12 protein-coding genes are annotated in these 13,403 nt (G+C 37.8%); 4 read left to right on the top strand and 8 right to left on the bottom strand.

Annotation, left to right across the window (positions count from 1 at the left end; translation table 11 throughout):
- Positions 1-28: 28 nt before the first annotated feature.
- Positions 29-1,285 carry a dicarboxylate/amino acid:cation symporter gene (locus tag J7I93_RS01100; RefSeq protein ID WP_214722593.1) on the top strand — a complete coding sequence of 419 codons (1,257 nt, stop codon included), beginning with the start codon at positions 29-31 and terminating at the stop codon, positions 1,283-1,285.
- 480 nt (positions 1,286-1,765) lie between these two features.
- Here the strand turns inward: J7I93_RS01100 and J7I93_RS01105 are convergent, their stop codons facing one another.
- The 8 genes from J7I93_RS01105 to vanR all read right to left on the bottom strand — a co-directional run bounded on the left by J7I93_RS01105 (position 1,766) and on the right by vanR (position 9,404).
- On the bottom strand, positions 1,766-2,728 hold the full coding sequence (locus tag J7I93_RS01105; RefSeq protein WP_214722594.1) for a DUF3231 family protein: 963 nt from the start codon (positions 2,726-2,728) through the stop codon (positions 1,766-1,768).
- 134 nt (positions 2,729-2,862) lie between these two features.
- A complete protein-coding gene (locus J7I93_RS01110; protein WP_214722697.1) occupies positions 2,863-3,327 on the bottom strand; it encodes a hypothetical protein in 465 nt (154 codons plus the stop codon).
- 282 nt (positions 3,328-3,609) lie between these two features.
- Positions 3,610-4,770 (bottom strand): MFS transporter, encoded by a 1,161-nt coding sequence (locus J7I93_RS01115; protein ID WP_214722698.1) that lies wholly within the window; start codon positions 4,768-4,770, stop codon positions 3,610-3,612.
- A 164-nt stretch (positions 4,771-4,934) separates the two neighbouring features.
- On the bottom strand, positions 4,935-5,825 hold the full coding sequence (locus J7I93_RS01120; protein ID WP_251025677.1) for a M15 family metallopeptidase: 891 nt from the start codon (positions 5,823-5,825) through the stop codon (positions 4,935-4,937).
- 100 nt (positions 5,826-5,925) lie between these two features.
- On the bottom strand, positions 5,926-6,489 hold the full coding sequence (locus tag J7I93_RS01125; RefSeq protein ID WP_214722595.1) for a TetR/AcrR family transcriptional regulator: 564 nt from the start codon (positions 6,487-6,489) through the stop codon (positions 5,926-5,928).
- 144 nt (positions 6,490-6,633) lie between these two features.
- Entirely contained in the window at positions 6,634-7,500 is an 867-nt protein-coding gene (gene vanY / locus J7I93_RS01130; RefSeq protein WP_214722596.1) for a VanY-A/VanY-F/VanY-M family D-Ala-D-Ala carboxypeptidase, read from the bottom strand.
- A gap of 103 nt (positions 7,501-7,603) precedes the next feature.
- A complete protein-coding gene (locus tag J7I93_RS01135) occupies positions 7,604-8,716 on the bottom strand; it encodes a sensor histidine kinase (RefSeq protein ID WP_214722597.1) in 1,113 nt (370 codons plus the stop codon).
- Positions 8,709-9,404, bottom strand: coding sequence for a vancomycin resistance response regulator transcription factor, VanR-F/VanR-M family (gene vanR, locus J7I93_RS01140; protein ID WP_214722598.1), 696 nt, complete (start codon positions 9,402-9,404; stop codon positions 8,709-8,711). Before vanR ends, J7I93_RS01135 begins: the two co-directional genes overlap by 8 nt.
- A gap of 305 nt (positions 9,405-9,709) precedes the next feature.
- Here vanR and J7I93_RS01145 point away from each other — a divergent pair, with 305 nt between their 5' ends.
- From J7I93_RS01145 to J7I93_RS01155, 3 genes are read left to right on the top strand one after another with little or no spacing between them, the layout of a single operon-like run.
- Positions 9,710-11,224, top strand: coding sequence for a spore germination protein (locus tag J7I93_RS01145; protein WP_214722599.1), 1,515 nt, complete (start codon positions 9,710-9,712; stop codon positions 11,222-11,224).
- The gene (locus J7I93_RS01150) at positions 11,214-12,293 is read left to right on the top strand and encodes a Ger(x)C family spore germination protein (RefSeq protein WP_214722600.1); all 1,080 of its coding nucleotides are present in this window, start codon (positions 11,214-11,216) and stop codon (positions 12,291-12,293) included. The genes J7I93_RS01145 and J7I93_RS01150 overlap by 11 nt, the downstream gene beginning before the upstream one ends.
- Positions 12,293-13,402 (top strand): GerAB/ArcD/ProY family transporter, encoded by a 1,110-nt coding sequence (locus J7I93_RS01155; protein WP_214722601.1) that lies wholly within the window; start codon positions 12,293-12,295, stop codon positions 13,400-13,402. Before J7I93_RS01150 ends, J7I93_RS01155 begins: the two co-directional genes overlap by 1 nt.
- Position 13,403 lies beyond the last annotated feature (1 nt).

Consider the following 13,403-nt stretch of genomic DNA (forward strand, 5'->3'; position numbering starts at 1 on the left):
TTTCGAAACCAAAGAAAGGTGAGACATCATGAAGAAAGTTCTATCAAATTACAAGCTAACGATATTCCTGCTTGTTTCGATTTTAATTGGCGGAGTAGCCGGCGTCGTCTTTGGGCCAAAGACAGCGGTCGTGAAGCCTTTTGGGGATTTATTCTTAAATTTATTGTTTATGATTATTGTGCCGCTTGTCTTCTTTAGCATTGCTTCGAGCCTTGCGAATATGGGCGGGATGAAGAGGTTAGGAAAGATTATGGGCGGGATGTTTACAGTCTTTTTCATTACGGCTGTGATTTCTGCCATTTTGGGATTTATCGGGATTTCGATTTTCGAACCGCTTAAGGATGCGGATATTTCCTCCATTAAAAGCATTATGACGGATGCCACAGTGGATCCGGAGGCTGAAGAGGTTACATTCCTTGGGCAGCTTGTTCAGGCGTTTACGGTACCTGATTTCCAGATGCTGTTCTCGAAGAATAACATGCTGCAGCTGATTGTCTTTTCGATTTTATTTGGATTGGGTACGGCGATGGCTGGAGAGAAAGGAAAGCCGATTGCTAACCTGCTGTCATCCGGTTCAGCCGTAATGATGAAGATTGTCGGCTTTGTGATGTATTATGCTCCGATCGGGCTTGGCTGTTATTTTGCCACGATCATTGGTGAGCTTGGGCCGCAGATTTTGGGCGGGTATGTACGAGTGTTTGTGCTTTATCTTGTGTTAACGCTCATTTACTTTTTTGGGTTCTTCACGCTTTATGCTTTTGCGGCTGGCGGGAAAGATGGTGTCAAAGTATTTTGGAAAAATGCCATCACGCCTTCTGTCAGTGCCATTGCGACGTGTTCCAGTGCAGCATGCATTCCAATCAACCTTGCAGCTGTAAGAAAGATGGGTGTTCCTCAGGATATTGCGGAAACGATTATCCCGCTTGGAGCCAACACGCATAAAGATGGATCTGTTCTTGGCGGTGTCTTTAAAATTGTGTTCTTGTTCAGCTTGTTTGGCAAAGACATGACGAGCATAACAAGCATTCTGAGCATCCTGGCCGTATCCTTTCTAGTTGGAGCTGTAATGGGTGCGATCCCTGGTGGCGGTATGATTGGCGAAATGCTTATCTTGAGTGTATTTGGTTTCCCACCGGAAGTGCTTCCGATTATCGCGGTTATCAGTACCATTATCGATGCTCCTGCAACACTGCTGAACTCAGCCGGCAACACCGTTTCAGCGATGATGGTCAGCCGTCTTGTAGAGGGGAAAAATTGGCTGAAGGAATCTCTATTAGCGAAATAAATATGTGTAAGAAGTAAAAGACCTTTGATTCGGAAGGTCTTTTTACTTTGCATTCCGTTTCTTCGGAACTTATCGAACCAGTGGACAAGCCCCATGTTCTATTAAAAGGTCAAACTAGAAGCGATTTCCTTCAAATGCGCCTGGTCTGCCCATAAGATGAAATAATTGTAGGTTTCTCCTTGAATTATAACGGGAGTTGGATACCTTACGATTAAAGCGGATTGATTCAACATTTCTGCTGGCTGGTCCGCAGAGGGGAAATATAAACCGCTAGACCTTTCATCAAATGACAAATGGTATTCTTTCTTATAATAGGTTAACTGAATTCATGCGATAAATTAAAAATCGAACTCCTAATTCAAAACAACAAATTTTTAAATTTATTATTTTGAGAAGCCGATTTACCTATAATCATGAAATCGGCTTTTTGTTCTCCCTCTCATTTTTATGATCTTCAGGGAATGTTTTAGATTGTTTGTTTTAACTATCAATTGACCTATTGGTTACCGGCGGCTCATTAAGCCAATCTTTCCTTACCAATAACTTAAATCCCTTCTCTGAATAGCTTTCTACCTGATCAATTAATTCCTTCAGTATTTTCACGTGACTTTTTTTATAACTGGAAACCACAGCAGTTTGCAGATGGCCGATTCCGATGGGATTTAAGAACATGATTAAGTTAGCCATTAGTTTATCTGAAAATGGGGATTTATTCACCTTATGAACGTGAGCCTCTAATCCGGTGGTTGTCGGAACTCCGTTATCTCTATATATTTCGGATAAAACATCAACTTGATGATATGACAATTTGATCCCATCCTGCAAAAAACCCTTTGTATCTTTATCCTTTGCAACATCCGAAAAAGCAGTACATAGAGCTACACCAACATTATTACATTGAAATGAACCAAACATACTTGCTAATTCAAAAGCATTAAGCGGCCTCTGCTGGGTTGATGCCACTTTAAATAACTTGCTTTCTCTGTCTTCAGCATTTTTGTATGAAAATGACCTGTTTTGCAGTAAACCTTTGTGCTCCAGCAAATTTAAAATAGAAATGTCAATTTGAATTATCTTATTGAGTATTTCTTTAAAAAAACTCTTAACCTTTGGGACGGTTAAATCTGTATATTGAAAAGAAAGTACACCCAGTCCATTACTGGTAATATGCTTAAGAATTTCTATCATTAATTGATCAGAAAATATCTTTTCTGAGGGGCTATGTAAATCATTTTCACTAAAAAACGGTGTAATATTTAATCCATTATCAGCTAAGAATTGCAAAGCCTCTTGTTCCTGGAATGTTGAAAGTGTTTTAATCTCAGTTAAAACATCTTTCAAATCAGGATCTTCAGCAGTTTCAATAAGATTCCCCAAAAAAACATTGACCATATTTGAACTTGAATGTAAGTACCAAAGAAAGCCTAATTCGTTTAAATTCATATAAAAGGCCCCTCCACAATTTATTTTCTATTCTTAGTTTGTAATCAAAATTGGTAATTATTCATTATATTCTATTACATTTTAATATCTTACATGGCATCTCAATAAAGGGCTTAACAATAAATGTGCCTTTTTTAAAAGTGTTCAATGTGTTTTTTCCTCAGTATCTTCATTAAAAAAAATCCCACACTGACACCTGGTATTACACACAATATTGGCAGCCAAATAGGTCCTAATAATATCCCAAAAAGCTTAAAGGTAGAGGAATATATACACCCCACAGTAACAAAGTAAGCAGAAGACACAAACGGAAGAAAAGAATAACTGTTTTTCCCTCCTCCCGCATCTTTAAAAGAATCCCACATAGCAAAGAAATACAAACAAGGGTAAAACATCAGCCACAAATAATCGGTTTCTGCAATTGCCTTTTCAATATTTCCATGAAAACTTGAAATAATGACCCCGTTGAAATTCGCTTGTACATTAATAAGGAACTCTAAAAATACAATAACCATTCCCTTTATCAGTTTTCCATTTAAAAATTGACCAAAACCAGGAAGTGCAATACTCCATAATAACCTTTCTATAGATGTCGCCATTCTATTCAAGCCCCTTACCATTTCTCTTATATGTGTTCACATTCACTTTATATAATCCCCTTTTAAAGGGCAGCAAACGATTTGCCATCTATCAATTGCCTGAAGATAACATTCACTATTACTCAACACCACACTTAATATTATGTAAGCACTCTTCTCAAACTAAACTCCCTTTTAATAGGAAAAAAAAGCTGCCAAACTGGCAGCTGGATTTTAAAGCACTCTTGATTAGGTTAGAAGAGCTCAGTAATAGATTATGGATATATTGAGATAATGCCTTAATTATATGTCCGAATAATTGCGATTATATTTGACGGAATACAGCAGTACATATATAACAATAAATGCTGCAAACAGGTTCAGCACGATCAGCGAATGGTTCAAACTGAAAAATTGAGTAAGCGCTCCGACACCAATTACGGGAACGATAAATCCTGAGTACGCGCACAAATAGAAAACCGAAATGACTCGTGGCCGTTCTTTTGTTTCCGGTAACTGTCCGGCAAGTCGCAGGGCAATTTGAAAAGTCCACCCGCCGCCGATAGACTGGATGAAAATGCCTGCCCAGAGCAGCGGCAGACTTGATGCTAAACCAGAAGAAACAATTATCCATGACCCTATCACAAGAAGCAGGATGCCGAATCTCATACGTGTAATGGGGTGACTCGGCCATGGAATGAACTGAGCCAAAGCTGCTCCACTGAGAAGCACGAAAATGATTAATCCAGAAACGGATAGGTTGGACGTATGAATGACATTCTGGACGAAATTAGGAATAAGAGTAAACGCGATTCCTTGTATTGTGAAAACTGTGAAGATAGGCAATCCGGCCATTGAGAAAAATGGAGAACGAATATTGCTCGGCACACCAAGCGATATCTTCGTTTTTACGCGTTTTTGTTCAATGGAAACAGAATCTTTAGGAATAGTTTCCAGCACGATTAGTGAGATGATAAGCAGGACGAGCAGAATCCAAAATGGCAGGTGGAGTGGAAGGTAATGTATATATTGTAGGATAAAACCCGCTATAGCTGGTCCCAGCCCGAAACCAATGAGAATTGTAACACCTGATAATTTGAGAGCTGCACCTATTTGGCTGGGAGAAGTTTGCTTCATTAGAAAAGCAGCAGCTGTACCTGTAAAGGCTCCGTATGCGATTCCTTCCAATGACCTGGCGACATAGAGCATCCAGAAATGATTAACTGCCAGAAAGAACACAGTAGATGCGATGGAGATCCATATACTGATGCGAACAACCCTTTTTAATCCCCACCTGCTGCCTTTTTCTCCTGCAATAAACAAAGTCGGCAACAAGAATGCAGCATAAATGGCAAACAAGATCGTGATTTGCAGACTGTTCAACAGGTAAGCCTCACTATATATAGGGAATAACGGGGTAATAAAGGTAGCCCCACATGACATCAATAGAGAAACCAATAGCATTCTTTTCACTACGGAAATCCCCACTTTCTATAATAAATTCTTCAAGATAAAATTACTTACTAGAAGGTAAGTATTGATAATAGTACATCCGATTTTTCAAATCTACTGGCACTTATTTATATTTCAATCCAGAAAAAAAGCTTTTAATAACGTAGAAATACACCTTATATTTTCTTAACGATATTGAAGTATTCTTCCAATGTCCATTTCTTTTCAAAGATTACTTTGGCAGCCTCGGAACCTACATAGCGGAAATGCCAGGGTTCATATTGGTATCCAGTGATGGTTTCCTTTCCTTTGGGATATCGGAGAATAAAGCCGTAGCGGTGTGCATTTTCAGCAAGCCACTTACCTTCGTTTGTTTCTCCGAATTTCTCAGATAGTTCTAAATTGGCGCTTCTGCTTGAGATATCCATCGATAGACCTGTCTGATGTTCACTGCTGCCTGGTATAGCAACAGCTTGGACAGCTTGTTCTTTCCCTGTTCTGTTAACCTCCGCTTCAAATACTTGTGATTGCCGGTCATATGAACGATAGCCAGAAACAACAAACAATTCTACTCCTTCATTCAACGCTCCTGCAAAAAGATTTTCCAGCGCTTTGGCAGCATCCTGGCGCATATAGCTTTTTTCCAAATCTAATTTTCCAAATGAAAAGGCAACTTCAGGAATCACCAATTGCAGCGGTTCATAGCCATCTGGCAGCCTGAATTGTTTATTCACAAGAACCAGTACATTCTCGGGATTCTGAATGACATTACGGCCATTGACCACTTTTACTTCATTGAAATAGGAAGCCCCCAATGAAAGGGGATCCTTTTCGGCAGACATTTCGTTTTTGCTTTCCGTGCCTTCATTCTGTGAAACACCTTCTTTATCTTCTTCACTTCCGTCAGGAACAGCTTCTTTCTCCGAATTGCCCTCCAAACTCTTTTCCTCTTGCAGAAATGGGATTTTGTCCATTAGCGGTTTAACTTTATCCAAATATGGATCGATCTGGCTGCAGCCAGAGAGAAGGAAACCTAGTGTTCCCGCGAAAATTAGTATCTTTATCAATTACAGTCACCCCCTCCGTCAACGATAAAACCAACCTATAAAAATGAAGCATATTATTTACTTACTAGAAGGTAAGTATCTCTCCTTAAAAAAACCGTTTCTACGGTTTTTTTAAGGAGAGATTTAACTGATTTAGGACTTCGGCTAATACATCATCACCCAGAACACGTCTGTATAATAATGCTCCTTTAACGCTTGATAATATCGCTACCGCTACTTGATGGACATCTTCAGAGCTGTTTATGATATTTTCAGCTTGTGCCTCTGCAACAAATTCTTTCATTACACTGAGCTCCAGTCTGCTGACTTCCACAATCTTTTCTTGTACGGTAGTTGGCAAAGATTCATAATCCGTCTGCAGCGAAGAAATAGGACAAATTTCAGTATACTCAAATCTTTGAGCCTGCTGCTGGATGAACTGCTTCAGCTTCTCTTCAGCAGAAACCGGCGAATTTTTAATTAACATCAAAGATTCTTGCAGTCTCAATAAAATACGTTCTGTAACTGCGACTCCTAAATCCTCCTTTTTCTCAAAGTGATAGTGAATACTTGCTTTGGTCACCCCAAGCTGTTTAGAGATGTCATCATAGCTAAACGCCACATACCCTTTTTGCTGTATCAATTTAATTGCTAAGTCTACAATTTGTTTTTTTCTGTTTTCCATGCCCCAATAGTAACTTACTAATAGGTAAGTGTCAAGATGAAAGATGCAGAGTCAATATCCCCGCAAAACGTAAATCCTTTTGATAGGTTTAATATAATTCTATTAACACTGGCGGGGTGTCCCCCCATTTTCTTATTTCACTTATCATTCGTAGACGGTCACAAATACTCCATCTATATTGTTGCCTGAAATCTCAAAATAGCTATTATCCGGTACGTTAATCGTCCTGGTTTGAGGAATCGGGTAATAAGTAATCGTGTATTCTTCCCCATTTATACTAACAGAGATTTGTTTTTCTTCTTTTAGATAATCTAAATATTCCTCTAAAGCAAAATTTTTTTCCTTCATAATCGCACTATGCGGCAGACCAACATAGCGGATATGCCAGGGTTCATATTGAATTCCTGTTACATCTGTCTTGTCCTTTGGATAGCGCAAAATGAACCCGTATTTCCAGGCATTTTCTTCTATCCACTTTCCTTCAGGTGCATCGGCCATCTTCATTTGAGCAGAGCCTACATCAAGCGATAAGCCCAAATTATGTTCGCTATAACCAGCTGGCAAGGCATAGTCAGAACCCATCTCTTGATAAAGCACACTTTGCTCTTCAAAGCCTCGAAAGCCGCTAGTTATAGAGAAATTTCGAACTCCTTCTTTTTCTGCTGTTGCGATCATCTCTGAAAATTCACGTGCAACGTCCTCTGACAAATAAATTCCGCTGTTTAACAATCCATATCCCCTTGTCCATTCATTGCGCTCAGATAGATTGATGACATCCGATTTAATACTTTCCGGGTGAACCGGGTGTTCACTGTTGACCAAAAGCAAATTTCCTTGATAGATTTGTTCTTCTGCAATTTCTTTTTGGATATATTCAGAAGTCCTTCTATCCACTATGTCATTTTCTTGTTGATCATCATTTTGTATTTTTACTTTTGGTTCAAAAAAAGGTTCCATATTTATGAAAGTTAACCCCAAGCAAACTAATAGTAAAAAACCCCACTTCTTCATTTTTCAGCTTCCTCCTTTTTCTTCCTTGCTTAAAGAATAGGAAAAACTATTTAAAAAAAGAGTAGGGTAATTTTTAAATTTTTCTTAAATCCTGTACATACAGCTAATCTTCATTCATTAGTTCACTTTCCTTCGGTAAACGAACTTCAAAAATTGTCCTGATGACATTGCTTTCTACCGTAATGGTGCCATTATGCTGCTCTACTATATTCTTCGCAATGAACAAGCCAAGACCGGTGCTATCTTCTTGATGCATTCTTGCTTTGTCACCGGTATAGAACATATCAAAGAGATGCGGGAGTTCCTCCGGAGGAATGCTGTCTCCATAATTCACAACTTGAACGACCACTTCATCCCCATCAATAGAGCCGTTAATATCGACATACTGGCCTTCATTTCCATAACGGATGGCGTTGGTTAGAAGATTTTCAAATACACGTGCTATCAATTCTCCATCACCCAAAATGGGTAAATGGGAGGTGCTATCCATACGGGCAGCCAAATGATTCTTTTTGAATGCAGGGTACAATTCTTCCTTTAATTGATTAAGCAGGTCCGTTAAATTTAGTCTCTTTTTTTCAACTGGAAGCATACCATAATTCATTCTGGTTATTTCGAATAATTCATCAATCAGCCTTTCTAAACGTTGCGATTTCGTAAAGGCAATGGTTAAAAAATGCCTGACTTGTTCTTTCGTCAAGCTCTCATCCATAAGGATCAAATCCAAATATCCTAACACAGAGGTAAGCGGAGTCCGCAAATCATGAGCTAGATTTACGACCAATTGATCCTTGCTGCTTTCCGAAAAATCTCCTCTTTCTACAGCTTGTTTCAATTTTTCACTTGCCAAATTAATATCATGTGCAATATCTCGAAATTCATCATTTGACCCTATTTGAACTTGATGTGAAAAGTCTCCCCGGGAGAGATAATGGATTCCGGTTGAAATTTCATTAAAATAGCTGGAATATCGTTTCGTGAGTAAATAAAAGAACATGAACGAAAGCGGGATGAACAGCAGTAAAAAGACGTTAATATCGCCAAATTGTTTCATCATTTTCCGATAATATTCCAGCCGGTCACCAAACTGGACATTCGCGTGATAATAGAATTGGAGTGATTTAAAGACTATAAACGTTATAAGTCCAGAAAATATCATACTTAAACCAAATAATAGCACCATCTTTGAACGAAAGCTGCGCACCAGTTTAACCATTGAAGGAATACCCGACGCCCCACACGGTTTTTATCCATTTGTGGTTCTGTTTGCCTTCCTCAAGTTTTTTCCGCAGCGTGCGAATATGTACCATGACCGTATTGCCGCTTTCAAAGTAAGCTTCTCCCCACACATGCTGAAAAATATTTTCCACACTATACACCTTCTTTGGATGACTCGCAAGTAAATACAATATGTCAAACTCTTTCGGCGTAAGCTCGATGCTTTCACCATATAGGGTTACTGTACGCTGATCAGGAGTAATCACTAACCCGCCATATTCCAGCCAGGTTTTATGATCTGTTTTCGGCTGATTTAGCTTCATAAAACGCCGGAGCTGAGCATTTACGCGGGCAACCAATTCGATCGGCGTGAATGGTTTAGTCATATAATCATCTGCTCCAATGACCAGTCCCTGTACTTTATCGAAATCAGATGTTTTAGCACTCAAAAAGATGATGGGCATATTATGCCGTTCGCGAATGCGGCGGGTTACTTCGTATCCATCCATTTTCGGCATCATAATATCCAAAATCAGCAAATCAATCGATTGAGTCCCGACGACCCGAACAGCCTCTTGTCCATCCGAAACTTTTATAACATGATACCCTTCTTTTTCTAAATGGATGGCAATCAGATCAGCAATGTCCTCCTCATCATCCGCAATTAAGATCGAAATATCTCTCATCTTTCCACTCCTAAATAAAATGATCATAAAGCAAGTATATCAAGAGCTATTCATTTTCTATTATTTCCGTTTCTTTTTCAAAGATATGGTCACATTGTTCATATAAATATAGCTCTTCTGCTAAAATGCCCCGTTATGCTTATTAAAATGAAATGACTTAAGTAAAGCTTTATATGTATATCTATTTAGCGCAGCCTTTTTCCGTTTATCCTTTTGTCTTTAGCCATAATAAAAATGATAAAGTGCATACAATTTTTGATAGGAATAATAATAAGTAGTAACACATGTTAGGAGTACATTTGTTTATGAAAAAGGAAAAAAATAATCTGAATCCTGCAGAAAATCAAACACCTGCCGAGATAGTAAAAAGAGCCAAAAAATCATCTGATTTTAAAGAGATTAAAAAAAATGTTTCCGGAGTCCGGATAGTCATTTTATACTTCACTTCACTAATCGATCACAAGACGATGGAACATGTATTTCTTCCATATATTAATGAATGCGAAAAAAAGACTGACCTGCCTTTTGATATGAATCAATTTAAAAACAGCCTTCCGCTTGAAGATGTTATTAGAACAAAGGAAGCAAAAGAAATCGAAGAAAAAATTCATCAAGGATATGTCCTAATTAAATTTGAGAATACCTCTGAAGATTGTCTATTAGTGAATATAAGCAATTTATCTAAAGGGATAAGAGAATCTAACGAAACTGAGAATGAATTTAATGTTATCGGCCCAAAATTAGGGTTTGTTGAGAGTCTTGATACCAATATTCTTTTACTTCGAACTAAGGTAAAGTCTCCTTTATTAACGACTGAAGAGATCGTGCTGGGCACGCTGTCAAAAACAAGAATAATGATTGTTTATTTAGATGGCATTACAAATGAACAACATATAGAAAACGTAAAAAAAAGGCTCTCTGAAATAGATTTTGATATCATTTTTGATACTTCTGCTTTAGTCCAGCTAATTAAGGAAAATTCTTATACTCCTTTTCCACTTTACTTTTCTTCAGAGAGGCTGGATCGAATTTCTTATTCACTCACTTCCGGCCAAGTCGTTATCTTTAGTGATGGTTCACCATACGCAGTATCCGGACCTACTACCATATTCGATTTTTTTCTCTCATCCGAAGATTATTATTATAACTGGATTATTGGGTCTTTCTTCCGTTTTACACGAATACTTGCGATCATCTTTTCAATCTTTTCTTCCGCCATTTATGTTGCGGTTATGACGTTTCATTATGAGGTAGTGCCTGCGGATTTACTGGGTCCGCTAATAGAGTCCAGAGCAAACGTTCCATTTCCGCCGCTGCTGGAGGTTCTTTTTTTAGAAATGACCATTGAATTATTAAGAGAGGCAGGAGCCCGATTGCCTACTAAAGTAGGACAGACATTGGGCATTGTTGGCGGTATTGTCATTGGACAGGCAGCTGTAATGGCAGCACTGACAAGTAATATTTTATTAATCATTGTCGCTTTAGCAGCCTTAGCTTCATTCACAACACCAGCTATCGTTATGTCCAACACAATTAGAATATTAAGATTTCCCTTTATCATCATGTCATCATTCCTGGGCGGGCTAGGTATCATGATAGGTTTTGCCGTGCTGCTATGTCATTTGTTTAAATTAAAATCATTTGATACTCCTTACATGGTTCCTTTGCACCCGTTTCGAAGCAATAGTCTTGCGGATAGTATCATAAGGTCCCCTTATAATAAATTAAACAAAAGGCCAGATTTTTTGAGACCTAAAGATAAAATTAAATATTCACCAAAAGAGAGTAACAAAAAGAAGGAAGATATTAATGACGAATAACACATTAGTTAAAATGGGTATTGTTGTTCTAACTCTAATTCTGGCTGGATGTGTACCTCACAATATTATTAATGAAGTCTCTCTGATGCATAATGTAGGATATGACAAAGAAGATGAGATGCTAAAGGCAAGTGTTGTTTATCCAAATTATGCCGAGAGTGATAATCCTGCTTTAATCACAGCTGCTGCTAAAAATCCATCTAGTCTGCAGGAAGAACTTAGCCATAAGTCTCAATTTCCATTTGAAATAGGTCAAGTAAGGGTAATAATATTTGGGGATAAACTAAGCAGAGATGGTTTAGCTTCCATATTAGACCCCATCTGTAAGGAACCAAAAATTGGCATAGTAAGAATTGTCATTACAGATGGAACTCCAGATTTAATACTAAGTAAAACACTTAATGAGAGTCCGCTATTCTTAATGAATTTGATTGATAAAAGTATTGAAAATGAAGGAATTCCTGAATCTAACTCCCATGTCATGTATGACCAGTTTTTTGGAAGTGGAATTGATATGTCCTTTCCTAATCTTACAGTTGATTCTAAAGGGAAAATTAAAGTCGATGGTATGGGGATTTTCAAAGGTGAAAAATTAGCATTTAGGATTTCCGAAAAAGAAACCTTCTTATTAAAATTAATGACCGATAAAAACAAAAGGGGAGTATACAGTTTTGACCTTAACATGCATGGACACAAAGCTAATATTGGGGTCAGAACGAACTATGGAAAACACAAGGTGAAATTCATCAAGGAGAACCTCAGGGAACAAGTTAGGGTAAGCCTAAGTTTAGATGTAGAACTTGATGCTTTGCCTGAATGGATCAATTTAGAAGATGAAAAGGATCTTAAATTATTTAAAACCGCCTTACAGAAATCAATTTCAAACGATGCTGAATTACTTCTAAAGGATTTTCAAACAAATGGTGTAGATCCTTTAGGTATAGCAAGAGTGTATAAAGCAAATCACAGAAATTATTCTGAACAGAGTTTTTACGATCGGATATATCCTAATATGACATATGAGGTAAATACCAAAATTGCAGTTAGGCAAACTGGGGTGGGAAATTAGTGAACGTAAAAGTAGAAAAACAATTTCAAGTTTCGGCTTTTTTCACATTTTTTCTCATTCACTCTTCACAAACCGGAGTTGGTATCCTAAATTTTCAAAGCCAGGTTATTAAACATGCTGAGCAGGACGCCTGGATTTCTTTAATTATAACCTGGGCTGTAACCCATATCATACTCTATATTATTTTTAAGCTATTAGGCGGGGGAACTAATGATTTAGTAGCTGTTCATCAGTATTGCTTTGGAAAAGCGATTGGCAGCATAATGTCTGTCATGGCATTGGTTTATTTCTGGCTGGCTTCTTTGACAGTCCTCCGTGCATATATTGAGGTCATCCAAATATGGGTATATCCTTCAATAAAAACATGGCAGCTATGTTTCGTTTTCGGACTCACATTTTATTATATTATCTCAAGCGGCTTCCGCAGTTTAACCGGCTTTAGCTTCTGGGGAGTTATATTGCCTTCTTTTTTGTTCTTTTTAATCTACTTCCCATTGATGCATGCGAATTATATTTACCTGCTCCCAGCCTTTAGTCATTCCCTCAGTGAGCTACTTTTATCTTCTAAAGGGTATGCCCTGCTTTTTCTTGGTTTCGAGTGGATCCTGATGTATTATCCCTTCCTTAGGAGTTCAAATAACAGAGATATTTCAAAATGGGCGTATCTTGGCAATATATATACTCTCATTGTGTACCTAATTATAACGTTAATATCATTCTTATACTTTAATCAAGAGGTATTACAGCATTTACCTTGGCCCACTCTTATGATGGTTAAGATCGTTAAATTCTCTTTCCTGGAAAGATTTGAATATGTATTCATCTTTATTTGGCTGTTAGTGATCATATCCCCTATATGTATTTCTTTGTGGGCATGTACAAGAATCGTAAAAAGAACTTTCTCAATTCCTCCTAAAGCGACTTTGCTATTCTTGCTTATTGCAGAGATGATTGTTTCTGTATACCTTCAGGAATTTAAGAGTATTGATTATCTTGTCAATTTTACTTCTAATGTGGGAATTGGTTTTGTATATGTGTATCTGCCGCTCCTTCTTATTATAAAATGGATTAAGAATCATTTTATGAAAAATAAGTTAAACAAAATCTAGT

The sequence above is a fragment of the Bacillus sp. ISL-47 genome (genome assembly GCF_018613175.1).
Lineage (GTDB): Bacteria > Bacillota > Bacilli > Bacillales > Cytobacillaceae > Cytobacillus.

Bases quoted from the DNA above. Each gene is read 5' to 3' on its own strand.
- J7I93_RS01105 (WP_214722594.1), bottom strand. From the start codon at position 2,728: ATGAATTTAAACGAATTAGGCTTTCTTTGGTACTTACATTCAAGTTCA.
- J7I93_RS01100 (WP_214722593.1), top strand. From the start codon at position 29: ATGAAGAAAGTTCTATCAAATTACAAGCTAACGATATTCCTGCTTGTT.
- J7I93_RS01110 (WP_214722697.1), bottom strand. From the start codon at position 3,327: ATGGCGACATCTATAGAAAGGTTATTATGGAGTATTGCACTTCCTGGT.
- J7I93_RS01150 (WP_214722600.1), top strand. From the start codon at position 11,214: ATGACGAATAACACATTAGTTAAAATGGGTATTGTTGTTCTAACTCTA.
- vanY (WP_214722596.1), bottom strand. From the start codon at position 7,500: ATGAAGAAGTGGGGTTTTTTACTATTAGTTTGCTTGGGGTTAACTTTC.
- J7I93_RS01145 (WP_214722599.1), top strand. From the start codon at position 9,710: ATGAAAAAGGAAAAAAATAATCTGAATCCTGCAGAAAATCAAACACCT.
- J7I93_RS01135 (WP_214722597.1), bottom strand. From the start codon at position 8,716: ATGGTTAAACTGGTGCGCAGCTTTCGTTCAAAGATGGTGCTATTATTT.
- vanR (WP_214722598.1), bottom strand. From the start codon at position 9,404: ATGAGAGATATTTCGATCTTAATTGCGGATGATGAGGAGGACATTGCT.
- J7I93_RS01125 (WP_214722595.1), bottom strand. From the start codon at position 6,489: ATGGAAAACAGAAAAAAACAAATTGTAGACTTAGCAATTAAATTGATA.
- J7I93_RS01115 (WP_214722698.1), bottom strand. From the start codon at position 4,770: ATGCTATTGGTTTCTCTATTGATGTCATGTGGGGCTACCTTTATTACC.